General features: G+C 64.3%; 30 protein-coding genes. All 30 read left to right on the forward strand.

The window, feature by feature from the left end:
* Positions 1–129 precede the first annotated feature (129 nt).
* Complete coding sequence (gene fusA / locus LAJ19_RS02375) at positions 130–2,223, forward strand: elongation factor G (RefSeq protein WP_225476730.1); 2,094 nt, start codon at positions 130–132, stop codon at positions 2,221–2,223.
* A 94-nt stretch (positions 2,224–2,317) separates the two neighbouring features.
* The gene (locus tag LAJ19_RS02380) at positions 2,318–2,740 is read left to right on the forward strand and encodes a hypothetical protein (RefSeq protein ID WP_225476731.1); all 423 of its coding nucleotides are present in this window, start codon (positions 2,318–2,320) and stop codon (positions 2,738–2,740) included.
* 326 nt (positions 2,741–3,066) lie between these two features.
* On the forward strand, positions 3,067–4,284 hold the full coding sequence (gene tuf, locus LAJ19_RS02385; RefSeq protein WP_225475552.1) for an elongation factor Tu: 1,218 nt from the start codon (positions 3,067–3,069) through the stop codon (positions 4,282–4,284).
* A 4-nt stretch (positions 4,285–4,288) separates the two neighbouring features.
* On the forward strand, positions 4,289–4,612 hold the full coding sequence (gene rpsJ / locus LAJ19_RS02390; RefSeq protein ID WP_014685998.1) for a 30S ribosomal protein S10: 324 nt from the start codon (positions 4,289–4,291) through the stop codon (positions 4,610–4,612).
* Positions 4,609–5,232 (forward strand): 50S ribosomal protein L3, encoded by a 624-nt coding sequence (gene rplC / locus LAJ19_RS02395; RefSeq protein WP_225476732.1) that lies wholly within the window; start codon positions 4,609–4,611, stop codon positions 5,230–5,232. The genes rpsJ and rplC overlap by 4 nt, the downstream gene beginning before the upstream one ends.
* 3 nt (positions 5,233–5,235) lie before the next feature.
* On the forward strand, positions 5,236–5,841 hold the full coding sequence (rplD, locus tag LAJ19_RS02400; RefSeq protein ID WP_225476733.1) for a 50S ribosomal protein L4: 606 nt from the start codon (positions 5,236–5,238) through the stop codon (positions 5,839–5,841).
* A complete protein-coding gene (locus LAJ19_RS02405) occupies positions 5,838–6,125 on the forward strand; it encodes a 50S ribosomal protein L23 (RefSeq protein ID WP_225476734.1) in 288 nt (95 codons plus the stop codon). Before rplD ends, LAJ19_RS02405 begins: the two co-directional genes overlap by 4 nt.
* A 13-nt stretch (positions 6,126–6,138) precedes the next feature.
* Positions 6,139–6,972 (forward strand): 50S ribosomal protein L2, encoded by an 834-nt coding sequence (rplB, locus tag LAJ19_RS02410; protein WP_225476735.1) that lies wholly within the window; start codon positions 6,139–6,141, stop codon positions 6,970–6,972.
* Positions 6,973–6,984: 12 nt separating this feature from the next.
* A complete protein-coding gene (gene rpsS, locus LAJ19_RS02415; RefSeq protein ID WP_055362774.1) occupies positions 6,985–7,272 on the forward strand; it encodes a 30S ribosomal protein S19 in 288 nt (95 codons plus the stop codon).
* Positions 7,269–7,667, forward strand: coding sequence for a 50S ribosomal protein L22 (rplV, locus tag LAJ19_RS02420; RefSeq protein WP_225476736.1), 399 nt, complete (start codon positions 7,269–7,271; stop codon positions 7,665–7,667). The genes rpsS and rplV overlap by 4 nt, the downstream gene beginning before the upstream one ends.
* The gene (gene rpsC, locus LAJ19_RS02425; protein WP_225476737.1) at positions 7,667–8,413 is read left to right on the forward strand and encodes a 30S ribosomal protein S3; all 747 of its coding nucleotides are present in this window, start codon (positions 7,667–7,669) and stop codon (positions 8,411–8,413) included. The genes rplV and rpsC overlap by 1 nt, the downstream gene beginning before the upstream one ends.
* A complete protein-coding gene (gene rplP, locus LAJ19_RS02430) occupies positions 8,413–8,838 on the forward strand; it encodes a 50S ribosomal protein L16 (RefSeq protein ID WP_046843208.1) in 426 nt (141 codons plus the stop codon). Before rpsC ends, rplP begins: the two co-directional genes overlap by 1 nt.
* Positions 8,825–9,025, forward strand: coding sequence for a 50S ribosomal protein L29 (gene rpmC, locus LAJ19_RS02435; protein ID WP_225476738.1), 201 nt, complete (start codon positions 8,825–8,827; stop codon positions 9,023–9,025). Before rplP ends, rpmC begins: the two co-directional genes overlap by 14 nt.
* Positions 9,022–9,306: a 30S ribosomal protein S17 gene (gene rpsQ / locus LAJ19_RS02440; protein WP_225476739.1), complete on the forward strand. Its 285-nt coding sequence runs from the start codon at positions 9,022–9,024 to the stop codon at positions 9,304–9,306. The genes rpmC and rpsQ overlap by 4 nt, the downstream gene beginning before the upstream one ends.
* On the forward strand, positions 9,303–9,707 hold the full coding sequence (gene rplN / locus LAJ19_RS02445; protein ID WP_225476740.1) for a 50S ribosomal protein L14: 405 nt from the start codon (positions 9,303–9,305) through the stop codon (positions 9,705–9,707). The genes rpsQ and rplN overlap by 4 nt, the downstream gene beginning before the upstream one ends.
* A complete protein-coding gene (gene rplX / locus LAJ19_RS02450) occupies positions 9,707–10,054 on the forward strand; it encodes a 50S ribosomal protein L24 (RefSeq protein WP_432804224.1) in 348 nt (115 codons plus the stop codon). Before rplN ends, rplX begins: the two co-directional genes overlap by 1 nt.
* A gap of 80 nt (positions 10,055–10,134) precedes the next feature.
* Positions 10,135–10,674: a 50S ribosomal protein L5 gene (gene rplE / locus LAJ19_RS02455; RefSeq protein WP_225476741.1), complete on the forward strand. Its 540-nt coding sequence runs from the start codon at positions 10,135–10,137 to the stop codon at positions 10,672–10,674.
* A 13-nt stretch (positions 10,675–10,687) separates the two neighbouring features.
* A complete protein-coding gene (locus LAJ19_RS02460) occupies positions 10,688–10,873 on the forward strand; it encodes a type Z 30S ribosomal protein S14 (protein WP_225476742.1) in 186 nt (61 codons plus the stop codon).
* Positions 10,874–11,227: 354 nt separating this feature from the next.
* Complete coding sequence (gene rpsH, locus LAJ19_RS02465) at positions 11,228–11,629, forward strand: 30S ribosomal protein S8 (protein ID WP_225476743.1); 402 nt, start codon at positions 11,228–11,230, stop codon at positions 11,627–11,629.
* A gap of 80 nt (positions 11,630–11,709) precedes the next feature.
* Positions 11,710–12,267, forward strand: coding sequence for a 50S ribosomal protein L6 (gene rplF / locus LAJ19_RS02470; RefSeq protein ID WP_225476744.1), 558 nt, complete (start codon positions 11,710–11,712; stop codon positions 12,265–12,267).
* Positions 12,267–12,605 carry a 50S ribosomal protein L18 gene (rplR, locus tag LAJ19_RS02475; RefSeq protein ID WP_225476745.1) on the forward strand — a complete coding sequence of 113 codons (339 nt, stop codon included), beginning with the start codon at positions 12,267–12,269 and terminating at the stop codon, positions 12,603–12,605. Before rplF ends, rplR begins: the two co-directional genes overlap by 1 nt.
* Positions 12,595–13,119, forward strand: coding sequence for a 30S ribosomal protein S5 (rpsE, locus tag LAJ19_RS02480; protein ID WP_225476746.1), 525 nt, complete (start codon positions 12,595–12,597; stop codon positions 13,117–13,119). The genes rplR and rpsE overlap by 11 nt, the downstream gene beginning before the upstream one ends.
* A complete protein-coding gene (gene rpmD / locus LAJ19_RS02485; protein WP_225476747.1) occupies positions 13,116–13,283 on the forward strand; it encodes a 50S ribosomal protein L30 in 168 nt (55 codons plus the stop codon). The genes rpsE and rpmD overlap by 4 nt, the downstream gene beginning before the upstream one ends.
* Positions 13,280–13,738 (forward strand): 50S ribosomal protein L15, encoded by a 459-nt coding sequence (gene rplO, locus LAJ19_RS02490; protein ID WP_225476748.1) that lies wholly within the window; start codon positions 13,280–13,282, stop codon positions 13,736–13,738. Before rpmD ends, rplO begins: the two co-directional genes overlap by 4 nt.
* Positions 13,739–15,070 (forward strand): preprotein translocase subunit SecY, encoded by a 1,332-nt coding sequence (secY, locus tag LAJ19_RS02495; RefSeq protein WP_225476749.1) that lies wholly within the window; start codon positions 13,739–13,741, stop codon positions 15,068–15,070. It abuts the gene before it with no gap.
* 151 nt (positions 15,071–15,221) lie between these two features.
* Positions 15,222–15,815, forward strand: coding sequence for an adenylate kinase (locus tag LAJ19_RS02500; protein ID WP_225476750.1), 594 nt, complete (start codon positions 15,222–15,224; stop codon positions 15,813–15,815).
* A gap of 409 nt (positions 15,816–16,224) precedes the next feature.
* Positions 16,225–16,971: a polysaccharide deacetylase family protein gene (locus LAJ19_RS22015; RefSeq protein ID WP_225477925.1), complete on the forward strand. Its 747-nt coding sequence runs from the start codon at positions 16,225–16,227 to the stop codon at positions 16,969–16,971.
* Complete coding sequence (locus LAJ19_RS02510) at positions 16,968–17,489, forward strand: hypothetical protein (RefSeq protein ID WP_225476751.1); 522 nt, start codon at positions 16,968–16,970, stop codon at positions 17,487–17,489. Before LAJ19_RS22015 ends, LAJ19_RS02510 begins: the two co-directional genes overlap by 4 nt.
* A gap of 90 nt (positions 17,490–17,579) precedes the next feature.
* Positions 17,580–17,822: a translation initiation factor IF-1 gene (gene infA / locus LAJ19_RS02515; protein WP_019588656.1), complete on the forward strand. Its 243-nt coding sequence runs from the start codon at positions 17,580–17,582 to the stop codon at positions 17,820–17,822.
* Between the two features lie 110 nt (positions 17,823–17,932).
* On the forward strand, positions 17,933–18,046 hold the full coding sequence (gene rpmJ / locus LAJ19_RS02520) for a 50S ribosomal protein L36 (protein WP_012693977.1): 114 nt from the start codon (positions 17,933–17,935) through the stop codon (positions 18,044–18,046).

The raw sequence follows: 18,046 nt of genomic DNA on the forward strand, positions 1-18,046 counted from the left end.
GGACGGCGGGACCGCTCCCGCCGTCCATTTCACGTGAGCAGCCCGGCCGCACGACCCAGTCAGCAGCACCACGACTACGTGCCGAACTGACGGTGACGAGACACGTCGCCAGGCAAAATAGGGAGTCTTATGACCACCAAAGCCCAGAGCTATCTGACCCACTTCCGTAACATCGGGATTGCCGCGCACATTGACGCCGGCAAGACCACGACCACCGAGCGCATCCTGTACTACACCGGGCGTACCCACAACATCGGTGAAGTGCACGACGGCGCCGCCACCATGGACTGGATGGAGCAGGAGCGCGAGCGCGGCATCACCATCACCGCCGCCGCCACGACCGCCAAGTGGAAGCGCAGCGGCACCGACCAGGAATACGTCGTGAACATCATCGACACCCCCGGTCACGTGGACTTCACCATTGAAGTCGAACGTTCCATGCGCGTGCTCGACGGCGCCGTGGCCGTGTTCGACTCCAGCCAGGGCGTCGAACCGCAGAGCGAGACCGTGTGGCGTCAGGCTGACCGGTACGGCGTGCCCCGCATCGCGTTCAGTAACAAGATGGACAAGACCGGCGCCAGCTTCGAACTGGTGCTGAGCGACATCAAAGAGCGCCTCGGTGCGATCCCCGCGCCCATCCAGTACCCCATGGGTCAGGAAAGCGACTTCAAGGGCATCATCGACATCGTGCGTCAGCGCGCTCACACGTACACCAACGACCTGGGCACCGACATCGTCGAAAGTGACGTGCCCGCTGAATACGCCGACAAGGTCGCCGAGATGCGCGCCCAGCTGATCGAAGCGGCCGCGGAAGTCGACGAAGACCTGATGATGATGTACCTCGAAGGCGAAGAACCCAGCGTGGAGCAGCTGGTCTTCGCGATCCGCAAGGGCACCATCGAGAAGCGCATCTTCCCCGTGCTGTGCGGCAGCGCCCTGAAGAACAAAGGCGTGCAGCTGCTCCTGGACGCGGTGATCGACTACCTGCCCAGCCCCCTCGAAGTGCCCGCCATCAAAGGCAAGATCGAGGACACCGAGGACACCACCGAGTTCCCCGCTGACCCTGAAGGCAAACTGGCCGCGCTGGCCTTCAAGATCATGGCCGACCCCTACGTGGGCCGCCTGACCTTCGTGCGCATCTACTCCGGCACCCTCCAGTCCGGCAGCTACGTGTACAACGCCAGCAAGGAAAAACGCGAGCGCGTGGGCCGTCTGCTGAAAATGCACGCCAACAGCCGCGAGGAAGTCACCGAACTCAAGGCCGGGGAACTGGGCGCTGTGATCGGCCTGAAAGACGCTGGCACCGGCAACACCCTGATCGGCGACGGTGACGACAAGGTCCTGCTCGAAAGCATTGACGTGCCCGAGCCGGTCATCAAGCTCGCCATCGAGCCCAAGACCAAGGCCGACCAGGAGAAGATGGGCATCGGCCTGCAGAAGCTGGCCGAAGAAGATCCCACCTTCAAGGTCGAAACCGACCAGGAGTCCGGTCAGACCACCATCGCCGGCATGGGCGAACTGCACCTGGAAATCCTGGTGGACCGACTGAAGCGCGAGTACAAGGTCGAAGCGAACGTCGGTGCGCCCCAGGTGGCCTTCCGTGAAACCATCACCCGCGCGGTGGACGTCGAAGGGAAGTTCGTGCGTCAGTCCGGCGGCCGCGGTCAGTTCGGCCACGTGAAGATCAAAGCTGAGCCCCTCGAGCCCGGCGCTGGCTTCGTGTTCGAGAACGCCATCGTCGGCGGCACCGTGCCCCGCGAGTACGTCGGCCCGGCCCAGAAAGGCATCGAGGAAGCCATGCAGAGCGGCCCCATGCTCGGCTTCCCGGTCGTGGACATGAAAGTCACCATCTACGACGGCAGCTACCACGAAGTGGACTCCTCGGAAATGGCGTTCAAGATCGCCGGCAGCATGGCCCTCAAGGAAGCCGTGCAGAAGGGCGCCCCCGCCCTGCTCGAGCCGATCATGCGCGTCGAGGTGACCGTGCCCGAAGACTACATGGGCGACATCATCGGCGACCTGAACAGCCGCCGCGGTCAGATTCAGGGCATGGAAGCCCGTGGTAACGCCCAGATCGTGAAGGCCTTCGTGCCCCTGAGCGAAATGTTCGGCTACGCCACGGACATGCGCTCCATGACCCAGGGTCGCGCCAGCTACTCCATGTTCTTCGACCACTACAGCCAGGTGCCGAACAACATCGCGCAGCAGCTGATGAAGAAATAAGCCCACCAGGCAGAACCAGGGAAGGCCACCGCCGGGGCGGTGGCCTTCCTCTTTCGGCGGGCTCTTCTCTGGACCGCACGCTACTCTGGCAGCCATGACTGTTCCTTCCGCTCCTGCGCCGCGCGGTCCAATCCCCAGACGCCTGGCTTTCCTGACCGTACCGCTGATGATCAATCTGATCTACAGTGCCGTCACCCTGCTGACCCTGCCGTTTTCCGGCCCGGTTCTGAATGATCTGATGGCGCAGATGCAGACGCAGATGGGCGTCACCGGCATGACGCTCAGCCCGGCGCAGGTGACAGCCGTCCTGTGGCTGAGTTTTGCTCTGACGGTCGTGCAGATTCTGTGTCTGTACTACACGCGCCGCGCTGTGCTGGACGGGCGAAGCTGGGGACGGGTGTCGAGCATTGTGCTCGCAGTGTTCAGCCTGCTGTTCTTTCCGCTTGGGACGGTGCTCGGTATCGTGATGCTTATTGGTGCCTTCGACCGGGACGTTGTGGCCTACACCGCCCGGTGATCCGCTCCTGAGCGGGGGGCCTGTCACGTGTCATGTGACAGGCCCCCACACTTCTGACCTGCCTTAAGGTCTTGCCCACAGACCCGGTTTCCTGTACCATACTTCTTCGGTACGCCGTGGGTTCACGGTCTGCTGCGCGGGCCTAACCCACCCGCAGCGCAGGAGCGGCGAGCAGCGGCGTAGCGTGCCAGCCCGGTGGGACACCACCCTGGCGAGATTCAACCCAATGTGGGCCTCGCACCATCAGAACCTCGCGGTATGCGCGGGGGGAACCCGATCAAAGGGCTGGTTTTGCGTGTGTCCACCTCTTGGAGGGAGTAGAGAACATGGCTAAAGGAACGTTCGAGCGCACCAAGCCCCACGTGAACGTGGGCACGATCGGTCACGTCGACCACGGCAAGACCACCCTCACGGCCGCGATCACCTTCACGGCCGCCGCGATGGACCCCACCATCGAAAAACTGGCCTACGACCAGATCGACAAGGCCCCCGAAGAAAAAGCCCGCGGCATCACCATCAACACCGCGCACGTCGAGTACAACACCCCCACGCGCCACTACAGCCACGTAGACTGCCCCGGCCACGCCGACTACGTCAAGAACATGATCACCGGCGCCGCGCAGATGGACGGCGCGATCCTGGTGGTCAGCAGCGCCGACGGCCCCATGCCCCAGACCCGCGAGCACATCCTGCTCGCCCGTCAGGTCGGCGTGCCCTACATCGTCGTGTTCATGAACAAAGTCGACATGGTCGACGACGAAGAACTGCTCGAGCTCGTGGAAATGGAAGTCCGCGAACTGCTCAGCAAGTACGAGTTCCCCGGTGACGACCTCCCCGTCATCAAGGGCAGCGCGCTGCAGGCCCTCGAAGCCCTGCAGGCCAACCCCAAAACCGCCCGCGGCGACAACAACTGGGTGGACCGCATCTGGGAACTGCTCGACGCGGTCGACAGCTACATCCCCACCCCCGAGCGTGACACTGACAAGCAGTTCCTGATGCCCGTCGAAGACGTGTTCACCATCACCGGCCGCGGCACCGTCGCCACCGGCCGCGTGGAGCGCGGCACCGTCAAGGTGCAGGACGAAGTGGAAATCATCGGTCTGCGCGACACGAAGAAAACCACCGTCACCGGCATCGAAATGCACCGCAAGCTGCTCGACAGCGGCATGGCGGGCGACAACGTGGGCGTGCTGCTGCGCGGCGTGGCCCGTGATGACGTCGAGCGCGGCCAGGTGCTGGCCAAGCCCGGCAGCATCAAACCCCACACCAAGTTCGAAGCCAGCGTGTACGTGCTGAGCAAGGACGAAGGGGGCCGTCACAGCGCGTTCTTCGGCGGCTACCGCCCGCAGTTCTACTTCCGCACGACGGACGTGACCGGCGTGGTGGAACTGCCCGAAGGCGTGGAAATGGTCATGCCTGGCGACAACATCACCTTCGTGGTGGAACTGATCAAGCCCATCGCCATGGAAGAGGGTCTGCGCTTCGCCATCCGCGAAGGTGGCCGCACCGTCGGCGCCGGCGTCGTTGCCAAGGTCCTGGAGTAATAACATGGTTGCCCCGAAGATCCGTATCAAACTGCGTGGCTTTGACCACAAGGCGCTGGACCAGTCCGCCAGCAAGATCGTGGACACGGTCCGGCGCACCGGGGCGGACGTGAGCGGCCCCGTGCCGCTCCCCACCCGCATCCGCCGCTTCTGCGTGCTGCGCTCCCCCTTCGTGAACAAGGACAGCCGCGAGCACTTTGAGATCCGCACCCACAACCGTCTGGTGGACATCATGAACCCCACCAAGAAGACGATCGACAGCCTCATGACCCTCGACCTGCCCACCGGCGTGGACATCGAGATCAAGACCGTCGGGGGCCGCGCATGACCAAAGGCATCCTCGGCACCAAGATCGGCATGACGCAGATCTGGAAAGGCGACAAGGCCATTCCGGTGACCGTTGTTCTGGCCGGCCCCTGCCCCGTCGTGCAGCGTAAAACTGCGCAGACCGACGGTTACGAGGCCGTGCAGATCGGCTACGCGCCCAAGCGCGAGAAGAGCGTCAACCGGCCCGAAGCGGGTCACTTCAAGAAGGCCGGCGTTTCGCCCGTGCGCTTCCTGCGTGAATTCCGCGGCTTCACCCCCGAGGGTGACACTGTGAACGTCGATATCTTCGCTGAAGGCGAGAAGATCGACGCGACCGGCACCAGCAAGGGGAAGGGCTTCCAGGGCGTCATGAAGCGCTGGAACTTCAAGGGTGGTCCCGCGAGCCACGGTTCCAAGAAGTGGCACCGCCGCCCCGGCTCCATCGGCCAGCGTAAAACGCCCGGTCGCGTGTACAAAGGCAAACGCATGGCCGGCCACATGGGCATGGAGCGCATCACCGTCCAGAACCTCGAAGTGGTCGAGATTCGCGCTGACGAGAACATCATCCTGGTCAAGGGTGCAATTCCCGGCGCCAACGGTGGGCTCGTCGTGCTGCGTCAGGCTGCCAAGGGAGGCAAGTAAGACATGGCGCAGATCAACGTCATCGGCACGAACGGGGGGCGCACCATCGACCTCGACCTGCCGGAAGTGAACAAGGGCGTCCTGCATGACGTCGTGACTTGGCAGCTCGCCAGCCGCCGCCGCGGCACGGCCAGCACCAAGACCCGCGCGCAGGTCTCCAAGACCGGCAAGAAGATGTTCAGCCAGAAAGGCACCGGTAACGCCCGTCACGGCGACCGTAGCGTTCCTACCTTCGTGGGCGGCGGCGTGGCTTTCGGGCCCAAACCCCGCAACTACGGCTACACCCTGCCCCGCAAGGTCCGTCAGCTGGGCCTGGCCATGGCACTCGCCGCCCGCCAGCAAGACGGCAAACTCGTTGCCGTGGACGGCTTCGGGATTGACGGAAAGACCAAAAACTTTGTCGCCTGGGCCAAAGAAAACGGCATTGACGGCACTGAGCGCGTCCTGATCGTCACCGACGACGCCCAGGCCCGCGTGGCCGCCCGGAACATCGCCTGGGCCACCGTGCTGCCTGTCGCCGGTCTGAACGCCTACGACATCCTGCGCCACGAGCGCCTGGTGATCGACGCCGTTGTGCTGGAGCCCGCGCAGGAAGGGGAAGAGGCATGAGCCACTACGACATCATCCAGACTCCCGTGATCAGCGAGAAAGCGTACGCTGGCATGGAACGCGGCGTGTACTCCTTCTGGGTCAGCCCGAAGGCCACCAAGACCGAAATCAAGGGCGCCATTCAGAAGGCGTTCGGGGTGACCGTCGTGGGCATCAGCACCATGAACGTCCCCGGCAAGCGCAAGCGCGTCGGCCGTTTCATCGGCCACCGCGCCGACCGCAAGAAGGCCATCGTGCGCCTCGCCGAAGGCCAGACCATCGCCGCCCTTGAGGGCCAGGCCTAAGGAGATTTGACACATGGCCGTCAAGAAATACCGTCCGTACACCCCCAGCCGTCGCCAGATGACGACTGCGGACTTCAGCGGACTGACCAAAAAGCGCCCCGAAAAGGCGCTCACCGAGGCACTTCCCAAATCCGGTGGCCGGAACAACCGCGGCCGCATCACCAGCCGCTTCATCGGCGGTGGCCACAAGCGCCTGTACCGCATCATCGACTTCAAGCGCCGCGACAAGGCCGGCGTGACCGCCAAGGTCGCCGCGATTGAGTACGATCCCAACCGCAGCGCCCGCATCGCCCTGCTGAACTACGCCGACGGCGAGAAACGCTACATCCTGGCCCCGGAAGGCCTCCAGGTGGGCGCCACCGTCAACGCTGGTCCCGAAGCCGAGCCCAAGCTGGGCAACGCCCTGCCGCTGCGCTTCGTGCCCGTCGGTGCCGTCGTGCACAGCGTTGAACTGATCCCCGGCAAGGGTGCCCAGATCGCCCGCAGCGCCGGCACCAGCATTCAGGTTCAGGGCAAGGAAAGCGACTACGTGATCCTGCGCCTGCCCAGCGGCGAACTGCGCCGCATTCACAGCGAGTGCTACGCCACCATCGGCACCGTGGGCAACGCCGAGCACAAGAACATCAACCTCGGTAAGGCCGGCCGTAGCCGCTGGCTCGGGCGCAAGCCCCACCAGCGCGGCAGCGCCATGAACCCCGTGGATCACCCCCACGGCGGTGGTGAAGGCCGTACCGGCGCCGGCCGCGTGCCCGTCAGCCCCTGGGGCCAGCCTTCCAAGGGCCTGAAGACCCGCAAGAAGCGCAAGAACAGCGACCGCTTCATCATCACCCGCCGCGGCGGGAAGTAAGGAGGGTAGGACATGCCCCGTAGCCTCAAGAAAGGCCCGTTCGTGGATGACCACCTCCTGAAGAAGGTGGACGTCCAGAACGAAAAGAAGGACAAGCGCGTCATCAAAACCTGGAGCCGCCGCTCCACCATCGTTCCCGAAATGATCGGTCACACCATTGCCGTGCACAACGGCAAGCAGCATGTGCCCGTCTTCGTGAACGAGCAGATGATCGGCCACAAGCTCGGCGAATTCAGCCCCACCCGCAGCTACCGCGGCCACGGCGCTGACAAGAACGCCAAGGGGAGCAAGAAGAAATGACCGCTCCTGAATACCGCAACAAGAAGCAGCGCAAGCAGAACGTCAAGCTGCGCACGCCCGGCCGGGCCACCGCCAAATACGTCCGCATCAGCCCCCGCAAGGTGCGCCTGGTGGTTGACGTGATCCGCGGCAAGACCGTCCGCGACGCCGAAGACCTTCTGCGCTTCATCCCCCGCGCCGCCAGTGAGCCCGTTGCGAAGGTCCTCAACAGCGCCAAGCACAACGCGCTGCACAACGACAACATGCTCGAAGACCGCCTGGTGATCACCGCGGCCTTCGTGGATGCGGGCCCGACCCTCAAGCGCCTGATTCCCCGCGCCCGTGGCAGCGCGAACATCATCAAAAAGCGCACCAGCCACATCACCATCATCGTGGGCGAGAAGGGGAGCAAGTAATGGGCAACAAGATCAACCCGAACGGCTTCCGCCTGGGGATCACCCGTACCTGGAACAGCCGCTGGTACGCCGGTAAGAAGCAGTACGCCGGCCTGCTCAAGGAAGACGAGAAGATCCGCAAACTCGTCGGTAAGAAACTCGCCGCGGCCGGCATCGCCCGCATCGAGATTGAACGCGCCGGCCAGCAGGTCAACGTGATCATCTCCGCCGCGAAGCCTGGCATCGTGATCGGCAAGGGCGGCGAGTCCATCAAGGAACTCCGTCAGGACATCGAGCGTCTCGTGTCGGCCGGTACCGTCGCCGTGAACGTCGCCGAGATCCCCAACCCCAACATCAGCGCGCCTCTGGTCGCCCTGCGCATCGCCGAGCAGATCGAACGCCGCTTCGCGTTCCGCCGCGCCATGAAGCAGGCCGCCCAACGCGTGATGGAGTCTGGCGCCCGCGGCGTCAAGATCATCCTGTCCGGCCGCCTCGGCGGGGCTGAACAGGCCCGCACCGAAATGGTCCGTGAAGGCCGCGTGCCCCTGCACACCCTGCGCGCCGACATCGACTACGGCACCGCCCGCGCCGAAACCACCTACGGCAGCCTGGGCATCAAGGTCATGGTCTTCACCGGTGAAGTGATCGGCGGCCGCACCGAAACCTTCGCGCGCCCCCAGCGCCGCAACGACGAGCGCCGCCCCGACGCGGGCGACCGCCCCAACCGCCGCCGCCCCGCCGCGCGGCGCCGCCCCGGAGGTGAGTGATGCTTCTTCCCAAGCGCACCAAGTTCCGTAAACAGCACCGCGGCCGCATGACCGGTGACGCCAAGGGCGGCGACTACGTCGCGTTCGGCGACTTCGGCCTGATCGCCCTGGAACCCGCCTGGATCAAAAGCAACCAGATTGAGGCGTGCCGTATCGTCATGAGCCGTCACTTCCGCCGCGGCGGGAAAATCTACATCCGGATCTTCCCCGACAAGCCTGTGACCAAGAAACCCGCCGAAACCCGAATGGGTAAAGGTAAAGGCGCCGTGGAGTACTGGGTGAGCGTCGTCAAGCCCGGCCGCGTGATGTTCGAAGTGTCTGGCGTGACCGAAGAGCAGGCCAAGGAAGCCTTCCGCCTGGCCGGTCACAAGCTGCCTATCCAGACCAAAATGGTGAAGCGCGAGGTCTACGATGAAGCCCAGTGAAATGCGTAACCTGACGGCCGAAGATTTCGCCAAGGAAATCGAGAGCCGCAAGAAAGAACTGATGGAGCTGCGCTTTCAGGCGGCCGTGGGTAACCTCGCCCAGCCCCACCGCGTCAAACAGCTCCGCCGTGAAGTGGCCCAGCTCAACACCATCAAGGGCGAGCTGAGCAAAGGGGAGCAGGCATGAAGAAGACCTTTACTGGCGTTGTGGTCAGTGACAAGGCCGACAAGACCGTCAGCGTGAAGGTCGAGCGCAAGTTCGCTCACCCCCTGTACGGCAAGGTCGTGACCCGCAGCCACAAGTACGCGGCCCACGACGAGAACAACGAGTACAAGGTGGGCGACCGCGTCGAGATCATCGCCGTGCGTCCCATCAGCAAAACCAAGACCTGGCAGGTTACCCGCCTGATCGAGCGTCCCCGCGGCATCGAAACGACCGCCGTGGAAACCGAAGGGGGTAACGCATGATCATGCCCCAGTCCCGCCTCGACGTGGCGGACAACAGCGGCGCACGCGAGATCATGTGCATCCGCGTGCTGAACAGCGGCGTGGGCGGCAAAGGTCTCACCACCGGCGGCGGCGGTAACAAGCGCTACGCCCACGTGGGTGACATCATCGTCGCGTCCGTCAAGGACGCCGCACCCCGCGGCGCCGTGAAGGCCGGCGACGTCGTCAAGGCCGTGGTCGTGCGCACCAGCCACGCGATCAAGCGCGCTGACGGCAGCACCATCCGCTTCGACAAGAACGCCGCCGTCATCATCAACAACCAGGGCGAGCCCCGCGGCACGCGCGTCTTCGGGCCGGTCGCCCGTGAACTCCGCGACCGCCGCTTCATGAAGATCGTCTCCCTGGCCCCGGAGGTGCTGTAATGCCCCGTCCCAGCGCTGGCAGCCACCACAGCGATAAGCTGCACGTCAAGAAGGGTGACACCGTCATCGTTCTGAGCGGCAAGCACAAAGGCAAGACCGGCAAGGTGCTGCTCGCCATGCCCCGCGACCAGAAGGTCGTCGTGGAAGGCGTGAACCTCGTCACCAAGAACGTCAAGCCCAGCCCCGCCAACCCGCAGGGCGGCCAGGAACAGCGCGAGCTGGCCCTGCACGCCAGCAAGGTCGCGATCGTTGATCCCGAAACCGGCAAAGCGACCCGCATTCGCAAGACCATCGTGGACGGCAAGAAAGTCCGCGTGGCTGTTGCGAGCGGCAAGAACATCGACTGACCCCCTCCGGGCCACCCGCACCCCGGGTGGCCTGAGCGGCGCTGGCTGAAAAACTGCCAGACCGCTCGAAGGAACCCACCATGCAGCAGATGAAGCAGAAGTACAACGAGCAGGTCCGCGCCGCGATGATGCAGCAGTTCGGCTACAGCAGCGTCATGGCTGTGCCCCGCATCGAGAAGATCGTCGTGAACGAAGGTCTCGGCAGCGCCAAGGAAGACAGCAAGGCGATCGACAAGGCGGCCCGTGAATTGGCGCTGATCACCCTGCAGAAGCCCATCGTGACAAAAGCGAAGAAGAGCATCAGCAACTTCAAGCTGCGTCAGGGCATGCCCGTGGGCATCAAGGTCACGCTGCGCGGCGAGCGCATGTACGTGTTCCTGGAGAAGCTGATCAACGTCGGCCTGCCCCGCATCCGCGACTTCAAAGGCGTGAACCCCAACGCCTTCGACGGCCGCGGCAACTACAACCTGGGCATCAAGGAGCAGCTGATCTTCCCCGAGATCACCTACGACATGGTCGACAAGGTGCGCGGCATGGACATCACCATCGTCACGACTGCCAAGACGGACGAAGAAGCCCGCGCGCTCCTGCAAGCCATGGGCCTGCCCTTTCGCAAATAAGGACGGATGAACAATGGCTAACACCTCGAAAGTCGTCAAAGCTGCGCGCGGCCACAAGTTCGCCGTGCAGAACTACAGCCGCTGCTCCCGCTGCGGCCGCGCCCGCGGCTACTACCGCTTCTTCGGCCTGTGCCGCATCTGCATCCGCGAGATGGCGCACAAGGGCGAACTGCCCGGTGTGAAAAAGAGCAGCTGGTAATCTCCAGCCAGGCAACACTCCTCCACCCGGGGGAGTGTTCTGCTGTGGTGGTCCGCCCAGGATCTCAAAGGGCGGATTGCTGCGCGTAGAGTAACCTGTTATACTCTCTTCTTGCCGTGTCCCGCTGCTCAGCAGGCCGGCGCAGCGCCCCGCGGATACGACCTGATCACCTTGACCAGTTATCGTCCGGCGGAGGACCCACCACCCAACAGAAGAAGTGTCGCGCCTTGCGACCCACGTTCGACTTGGGAAGAACCGCGCCCGACCGCCAGCTTTGCCTGGGGCCGGGCCACCTGCCGGGAACAGGTCCCCACTGGGAAACCCGTCCGGATCAACACCAGCCGTGGAGGCTACATGTTGAGTGATCCCATCGCCGATATGCTCACGCGCATTCGCAACGCGACGCGCACCCACAAGGAGACCGTGAACATCCCGGCCTCCAAGTTCAAAGAAGAGCTCGCCAAGGTCCTCGTTCAGGAAGGGTACGTTGCCAGCTACGAGCGCACCCGCCCCGAAGGCGAGAAGTTCGACGTGCTGCGCCTCACCCTGAAGTACGGCGCCAAACGCGAACAGGTCATCAAGCACATCGAGCGCATCAGCCGCCCCGGCCGCCGCGCGTACGTGAGCGCTGAGAACCTGCCCCGCATCCAGCGTGGCCTGGGCCTCGCCGTGGTGTCCACGAGCAAAGGCCTGCTGCCCGACCGTGAAGCCCGCAAGCAGGGCGTGGGCGGCGAAGTTATCTGCGTTCTCTGGTAATCCAGAAAACGCACTGAATCTCACCTGACCTCGGACCCCACCGCGGGAAATCCGAATTTAAGGAAGAAGGAGGACAGACGATGTCCCGAATTGGAAAACAGCCGATCGCCGTACCGAACGGCGTGACCCTGAGCGCCCAGAATGGCGTGTTCACGGTCAAGGGCCCCAAAGGCGAACTGACCGTTCCCTACAACACCGAACTGACCATCAAGCACGACGGTGACCAGCTGCTCGTCGAGCGTCCCAGCGACGCTCAGCGCCACCGCGCCCTGCACGGCCTGACCCGCACCCTGGTCGCCAACGCTGTCAAAGGCGTCAGCGAAGGCTACACCATCAACCTGGAACTCAAAGGCGTCGGTTTCCGCGCCAAGCTCGCCGGGAAAGCGCTGGAACTGACCATCGGTTACAGCCACCCCGTCGTGATTGAGCCGCCAGCTGGCGTGAGCTTCATCGTGCCCGAACCCACCAAGATTGACGTGAGCGGCATCGACAAGCAGCTCGTCGGTCAGGTGGCCGCGAACGTCCGCAAAGTCCGCAAGCCCGACGCCTACCACGGCAAGGGTGTGCGCTTCGTTGGCGAGAAAATCAGCCTCAAGGCCGGTAAGGCTGGCGCCACCGGCGGGAAAGGGAAGAAATAATGGCGACCCAGACGACCGTGCGCCGCAAGCTCCGCGCCCGCCGCAAGGTGCGGCAGGCCGCCGGCGAGCGCCTGCGCCTCAGCGTGTACCGCTCCAGCAAGCACATCTACGCCCAGATCATCGACGACAGCAAAGGCGTCACCGTCGCTGCGGCCAGCAGCGCTGCCGTCAAGTCCGGGAGCAAGACCGACACCGCCGCCGCTGTGGGCAAGGCCCTCGCGGAAGCCGCCGCTGCCCAGGGCGTCAGCAAGGTGGTCTTTGACCGTGGCCAGTACAAGTACCACGGACGAGTGAAAGCGCTCGCCGACGCGGCGCGGGAGGGTGGCCTTGACTTTTAACCGACGCAACGACCGTGTGGAGCGCGAAAGCAGCGAATTCGAAGAGAAGATGCTCTTCGTCAACCGCACGAGCAAAACCTACCAGGGCGGCCGCCGCTTCCGCTTCGCGGCCCTCGTCATCCTCGGCGACCGCAACGGCCGCGTGGGTATGGGCATCGGCAAAGCCAAGGAAGTGCCCGTGGCCATCGAGAAGGCCAAGAGCATCGCCCGCAAGAACATGATCACCGTGCCCGTCGAAAACGGCACGATCCCCCACGACATCGTGGGTGTGAACAGCACCAGCCGCGTGCTGCTGAAGCCCGCTGGCCCCGGTACGGGCGTGATCGCGGGCACCGTGCCCCGCTCCATCGCGGAACTGGCCGGCATTACCAACATGCTGTCCAAGGAACTCGGCAGCCGCAACAAGGTAAACGTGGCGTACGCCGTGTTTGACGGCCTTAAGAACCTCCGCACCGCCAAGCAGGTCCGCGCGCTGCGCGGCGAGGCGGCGCAGCCCACCGGGGGTGCCCAGTGAAAATCACCCTGAAGCGCAGCGTCATCGGTCGCCCTGAATCCCAGGTCAAGACCGTAGAAGCGCTCGGCCTGAAAAAGATCGGCCAGACCCGCGAAGTCAGTGACACCCCCGCCGTCCGCGGCATGGTGAACACCGTCAAGCACCTTCTGGAGGTGCAAGAATGAAACTGCACGAACTCAAGCCCCACGCCGGCAGCCGCAAGAACCGCAAGCGCGTCGGCCGTGGCCCCGGCGGCACCGACAAAACCGCCGGTCGCGGCCACAAAGGCCAGAAGGCCCGCAGTGGCGCCGGCAAGGGCAGCTTCTTTGAAGGTGGCCGCAGCCGCCTGATCGCCCGCCTGCCCAAGCGCGGCTTCAACAACGTCGGCACCACCTTCGAAGTGGTGAACCTGGCGCAGCTGGCGAACATTGAGGACGCCACCATCGACCGGAACGTGCTGGAACTCGCGGGCCTCGTGCGCCGCAAGAACCGCCCCGTGAAACTGCTCGGCAGCGGTGAAGTGACCCGCGCCGTGACCATTCACGTGGACGCCGCCAGCGAAGGCGCCGTGAAGGCCGTGGAAGCGGCCGGCGGCAAGGTCATCCTGCCCGAAGCGAACGAAGCCGAGAAGGCGGAGTAAATGCTGCGCGCCTTCCGCGACGCGTTCCGTATTCCGGACCTTCAGCGGAAGATTGTCTTCACCCTGCTGCTTCTAGCTGTGTACCGCCTGGGAAGCACCATTCCCACCCCGGGCGTGAACAGCGCAGCACTCCAACAGGCCACCTCTGGTGGCCTTTTCGGGTTGATCAGCATGATCTCGGGCGGCAATCTTTCGCAGTTCTCGATCTTCGCGCTCGGCGTGCTGCCGTACATCACGGCCAGTATCGTCATTCAGCTGATGACGACCACCATCCCCGCCCTGGAAAAGCTCTCCAAGGAAGGGGAAGAGGGCCGCAAGAAGATCAACCAGTACACCCGGTTCGCCGCAGTGGGGCTGGGCACCGTGCAGGCACTGTTCTTCTCGCTGTTCATCAGCAACGGCGGACAGTACCTCGCGCCCGGCTGGGACCCGGGCATCTTCACCATTCTGGTGATGGTCCTGACCCAGGTGGCCGGCATTGCGTTCACCATGTGGATCGGTGAACGCATGACCGAGGTGGGCGTCGGCAACGGCATCAGTCTGATCATCACGGCCGGCATCATCGCCGCGTACCCGCGTGAGATTGCCGCAACCGCCCAGCTAGTCAGCGCTGATCCCGAAGGCAACTGGGTGCTGCGCATCCTGGCGTTCGTGGCCGTTGTGCTGCTTACGATCGCCGGGATCGTGTACGTGTACCAGGCCGAGCGCCGCGTGCCCGTCACGTACGCCCGGGCGCGCGGCGGGGCAGCCGGCACGGCACGCGGGGCCGGGCAGGCCACCTGGCTGCCCATCAAGGTGAACCAGGCCGGCGTGATCCCGGTGATTTTCGCGAGCGCGATGCTGATCATCCCGAACCTGCTTCAGCAGGGCACGGTGACGCGCGCACCCAACGTAAGTGCGTGGATCGCCACGTACCTGGCATTCGGGCAGCCGCTGTACATTGCGCTGGAGTCACTGCTGATCTTCGGGTTCACGTACCTGTACAACAGCGTGCAGTTCGACCCGAAACGCATCGCGGAGCAACTGCGCGAGGCGGGGGGCTTTATTCCCGGGGTGCGCCCCGGAACACCCACCGCGGACTTCCTGGGCACCATCAGCGGGCGCCTGAGCCTGTGGGGCGCGATCTTCCTGGTGGTGCTGACCATCGTGCCGCAGCTGGTGCAGAAGGCCACGGGCATCACCACGTTCCAGTTCAGCGGCACCGGCCTGCTGATCATCGTGGGCGTGGCGCTCGAAACCCTCAAGCAACTCGAAGCGCAGCTGACGGTCCGCCGCTACGACGGGTTCATCAGCAAGGGCCGGATCCGTGGCCGCATGAACCGCGACAACTGAACGCCGGTAACGCCCTGAGCCGTCCTCCCCGTGAGGGCGGTTTTTGTGCCTGGGGCAGCTTTGTTCCCGTCCTGGGAACAGCCGCCGGCTGAGCAGGACTGCCCGCAAAGGGCCCTGACCCACTATGCTGAAGGGTGAACGGAGGAATACAGTGACTCAAGCCAAACACAACGTCGTGATCTTCCTGGGGCCCCCTGGCGCAGGCAAAGGCACCCAGGCGGAACGACTGGCGCAGGACAAGGACCTCGTAAAGATCAGCACCGGAGATATCCTGCGCGACCATGTGACGCGCGGCACCGAGCTGGGGCAGCAGGTGAAGCCCATTCTGGATGCAGGGCAGCTGGTTCCCGACGAGATTCTGATTGCCCTCATCCGCGACAAGCTGGCGGGGATGGATCAGGTCCGGGTGATTTTTGATGGGTTTCCCCGCACCACAGCCCAGGCACAGGAGCTGGATATGCTGCTCGAAGAACTGGGCGCGCCTGTGAGTGCGGTGCCTCTACTGGACGTGCCCGATGACGTGCTGATTGGCCGCATTGTCGAGCGGGGCCGTCAGGCGTCGGCTCGGGGTGAAGCCGTCCGCAGCGACGATACGGAAGAGGTGGCCCGGCGGCGGCAGGAAATCTACCGGGAGCAGACCCAGCCGTTGATTGACTATTATTCTGCCCGTGGCAATCTGTACCGCGTGAATGGTGTCGGCAGCATGGATGAGGTCTATGGCCGAATTCAGGGTGGCCTGAACTAGGTCCGTAACCAGTGGGGGAGTTGTGCCATCAGGGCCAACATCCGAATCACACCTGCGCTGAAGTCCGGGAGGACAAAGCCCAAACCTGAATTTCGCCGCCGGTGGCCCAGTGGGAGCCAGCGGTGCGTGTTGTCGGGCAGTGCCCCCAGGCGCCCTGGAGATGAGCACTCGTCCTTTGAGCTGGGCACTCGGCGGACCGGCGTCCCAGGGGCCACCTCCCTCCCCCCAGTGCCCACCTGCCCCATCACTTTTGCTGAGAATAATTTAGATAGTCTCTAAAATATTCTTTATGTCTTCTCATGTGGCTACCCGTTTGAGCCGCCTTCATCAGCTGGCGCGCTTGTCACTGTGCATAGGCCTGGGTGGAGCTTTAACGTTCCCCGGGACTGCAGAGGCCAAACCCATGGTGATGGTCTTTCACCAGATAGGGGAGGCGAGTGGCCGGTCGCTGAGCATCTCACCTGAGGCGCTGAGGCGGCGGGTTGAGACACTCCGCCGTCTGGACTACCGCTTTGTGACCTCCAGGGAAGCGGCGCGTGCTTCCAGGACAGACCGGGTGGCCGTCATTCAATTTGATGATGGTTTCGAGAGTGTCTACCGGGTGGCGTTTCCTGTCTTGCGGGACCTGGGAGTCCCAGGCACGACCTACGTGATCTGGTCACGCCTGAATCAGCCGGGCAGTTTGAGCACCGCTCAGGTGGCTGAGCTGCGTGCGGCAGGCTGGGAGGTGGGGACCCACTCACATTCTCACGCGGCTCTGGCAGATCTGAGCCCAGGTGGGCTGCGGCGCGAATTGAGTCCTCCGGACGCTGGACGTGCAGAGGCCGCTGATGTCCAGTGTGTGGCCTATCCCCTGAACCGTCATGACGCCCGTGTGCGCCGGGAAGCGTCGCGCCAGGGCCTCAATTGCGGGGTCGCTGGAGGCCCCCCGCCGCTGAGCCGCGCGGACCCCATGGCCCTGCCCGCGCCGGCAATCACCCCCTGGGATGATGCGCTGCTGCCCATGCGTTCGCGCTGGGGATTGGATGCTCGCGCGCCCCTGATGGCTGCAGGTGTTCTGCTCCCTATTCTTGATGGTGTGGGGCGGCCACACCCCGCAGCGCCGCCCCCCGCACCTGGAATGCCGCGCATTATGAGCTTCTCGGCAACGGCATGATCAGCATTATTTGGCGCGGGGAACGTGAGACCCGCATGGCCTGGCGTGAAGGCCGCTGGAGCGTCAATCTGGCTGCCCGGCGCGGGGTGGGTGGCACCCAGGCGGCCTACACCGGAGTGGGTGCCGCGCTGAACCTCGCGCCGGTGACCCTGGCGGCCGGCCTGGACTCTGGTGGCCCGCTGGTAGGCGGCGCTTTGGCGCTGGGGGGGTATGGTGAGGTCTGGGGCCGCGCCAGCCGCGTGGGCAGCAAGTGGTTCTGGGCCCTGGGAGGCACGCTGATTCCCGCTGACTACTGGCAGGTGGGGGTGGCCCACGACCAGGTCGGCACCCAGCTGGGCCTGCGCGCGGCCCTGCCCTGGCAGGGTGAGGAAGGACGCCCCCTGCGGGTAGGGGGAGGCTACCGCTGGGGGGAGGATGCTGGCCCCTTCGCTGAGGTGGAATACCGTGTGGGGAGCTACAGCGGGACAGCCGAAGTCAGCCGTCGCCGCTTTGGGGTTCGCTTCACAGCTGTCTGGTAAGGTGCGGGGGCTCTTGCTGTTTGCTTCATAGCCATGATACCTTTACGTTTGGCTTGTATCAGGCCTGGAGGTTGCGTGGCAAGACGAAAGATGCCGGAACAGCGGGAGAAGCGTAAGAAGGAAGAGTCCGATACCGTGCGGGCCGAGGGCGTGGTCGAAGAGGCGCTGCCGAACACCACGTTCCGTGTGAAGCTTGACACCGGGCACGACATCCTGGCTTACATCAGCGGCAAGATGCGCATTCACTACATCCGCATCCTGCCGGGGGACCGCGTGGTTCTGGAGATCAGTCCGTACGACACCTCGCGCGGACGTATCGTCTACCGCAAGTAACAGGCCGAGGTACCCAACAGATTCCCCACCGGCCAAGGTGGGTGGGGGGTCGAGCGCTGCCAGCCGCAACCCACGATGGGGTGCGCGGCGCGGCGGCGCGAGGAGGAAGCATGAAAGTTCGCAGCAGTGTCAAGAAGATGTGCGACAACTGCAAAGTGATCCGCCGCCACGGTCGCGTGCTGGTCATTTGCTCCAACGTCAAGCACAAGCAGAGGCAGGGTTAA

It is taken from the genome of Deinococcus taeanensis (assembly GCF_020229735.1).
Taxonomy (GTDB): Bacteria; Deinococcota; Deinococci; order Deinococcales; family Deinococcaceae; genus Deinococcus; species Deinococcus taeanensis.

What these genes read in the sequence shown, in the direction of transcription:
- fusA (WP_225476730.1), top strand. Translation starts at nt 130, where the DNA reads ATGACCACCAAAGCCCAGAGCTATCTGACCCACTTCCGTAACATCGGG.
- LAJ19_RS02380 (WP_225476731.1), top strand. Translation starts at nt 2,318, where the DNA reads ATGACTGTTCCTTCCGCTCCTGCGCCGCGCGGTCCAATCCCCAGACGC.
- tuf (WP_225475552.1), top strand. Translation starts at nt 3,067, where the DNA reads ATGGCTAAAGGAACGTTCGAGCGCACCAAGCCCCACGTGAACGTGGGC.
- rpsJ (WP_014685998.1), top strand. Translation starts at nt 4,289, where the DNA reads ATGGTTGCCCCGAAGATCCGTATCAAACTGCGTGGCTTTGACCACAAG.
- rplC (WP_225476732.1), top strand. Translation starts at nt 4,609, where the DNA reads ATGACCAAAGGCATCCTCGGCACCAAGATCGGCATGACGCAGATCTGG.
- rplD (WP_225476733.1), top strand. Translation starts at nt 5,236, where the DNA reads ATGGCGCAGATCAACGTCATCGGCACGAACGGGGGGCGCACCATCGAC.
- LAJ19_RS02405 (WP_225476734.1), top strand. Translation starts at nt 5,838, where the DNA reads ATGAGCCACTACGACATCATCCAGACTCCCGTGATCAGCGAGAAAGCG.
- rplB (WP_225476735.1), top strand. Translation starts at nt 6,139, where the DNA reads ATGGCCGTCAAGAAATACCGTCCGTACACCCCCAGCCGTCGCCAGATG.
- rpsS (WP_055362774.1), top strand. Translation starts at nt 6,985, where the DNA reads ATGCCCCGTAGCCTCAAGAAAGGCCCGTTCGTGGATGACCACCTCCTG.
- rplV (WP_225476736.1), top strand. Translation starts at nt 7,269, where the DNA reads ATGACCGCTCCTGAATACCGCAACAAGAAGCAGCGCAAGCAGAACGTC.
- rpsC (WP_225476737.1), top strand. Translation starts at nt 7,667, where the DNA reads ATGGGCAACAAGATCAACCCGAACGGCTTCCGCCTGGGGATCACCCGT.
- rplP (WP_046843208.1), top strand. Translation starts at nt 8,413, where the DNA reads ATGCTTCTTCCCAAGCGCACCAAGTTCCGTAAACAGCACCGCGGCCGC.
- rpmC (WP_225476738.1), top strand. Translation starts at nt 8,825, where the DNA reads ATGAAGCCCAGTGAAATGCGTAACCTGACGGCCGAAGATTTCGCCAAG.
- rpsQ (WP_225476739.1), top strand. Translation starts at nt 9,022, where the DNA reads ATGAAGAAGACCTTTACTGGCGTTGTGGTCAGTGACAAGGCCGACAAG.
- rplN (WP_225476740.1), top strand. Translation starts at nt 9,303, where the DNA reads ATGATCATGCCCCAGTCCCGCCTCGACGTGGCGGACAACAGCGGCGCA.
- rplX (WP_432804224.1), top strand. Translation starts at nt 9,707, where the DNA reads ATGCCCCGTCCCAGCGCTGGCAGCCACCACAGCGATAAGCTGCACGTC.
- rplE (WP_225476741.1), top strand. Translation starts at nt 10,135, where the DNA reads ATGCAGCAGATGAAGCAGAAGTACAACGAGCAGGTCCGCGCCGCGATG.
- LAJ19_RS02460 (WP_225476742.1), top strand. Translation starts at nt 10,688, where the DNA reads ATGGCTAACACCTCGAAAGTCGTCAAAGCTGCGCGCGGCCACAAGTTC.
- rpsH (WP_225476743.1), top strand. Translation starts at nt 11,228, where the DNA reads ATGTTGAGTGATCCCATCGCCGATATGCTCACGCGCATTCGCAACGCG.
- rplF (WP_225476744.1), top strand. Translation starts at nt 11,710, where the DNA reads ATGTCCCGAATTGGAAAACAGCCGATCGCCGTACCGAACGGCGTGACC.
- rplR (WP_225476745.1), top strand. Translation starts at nt 12,267, where the DNA reads ATGGCGACCCAGACGACCGTGCGCCGCAAGCTCCGCGCCCGCCGCAAG.
- rplO (WP_225476748.1), top strand. Translation starts at nt 13,280, where the DNA reads ATGAAACTGCACGAACTCAAGCCCCACGCCGGCAGCCGCAAGAACCGC.
- secY (WP_225476749.1), top strand. Translation starts at nt 13,739, where the DNA reads ATGCTGCGCGCCTTCCGCGACGCGTTCCGTATTCCGGACCTTCAGCGG.
- LAJ19_RS22015 (WP_225477925.1), top strand. Translation starts at nt 16,225, where the DNA reads ATGGTCTTTCACCAGATAGGGGAGGCGAGTGGCCGGTCGCTGAGCATC.
- LAJ19_RS02510 (WP_225476751.1), top strand. Translation starts at nt 16,968, where the DNA reads ATGATCAGCATTATTTGGCGCGGGGAACGTGAGACCCGCATGGCCTGG.
- infA (WP_019588656.1), top strand. Translation starts at nt 17,580, where the DNA reads ATGCCGGAACAGCGGGAGAAGCGTAAGAAGGAAGAGTCCGATACCGTG.
- rpmJ (WP_012693977.1), top strand. Translation starts at nt 17,933, where the DNA reads ATGAAAGTTCGCAGCAGTGTCAAGAAGATGTGCGACAACTGCAAAGTG.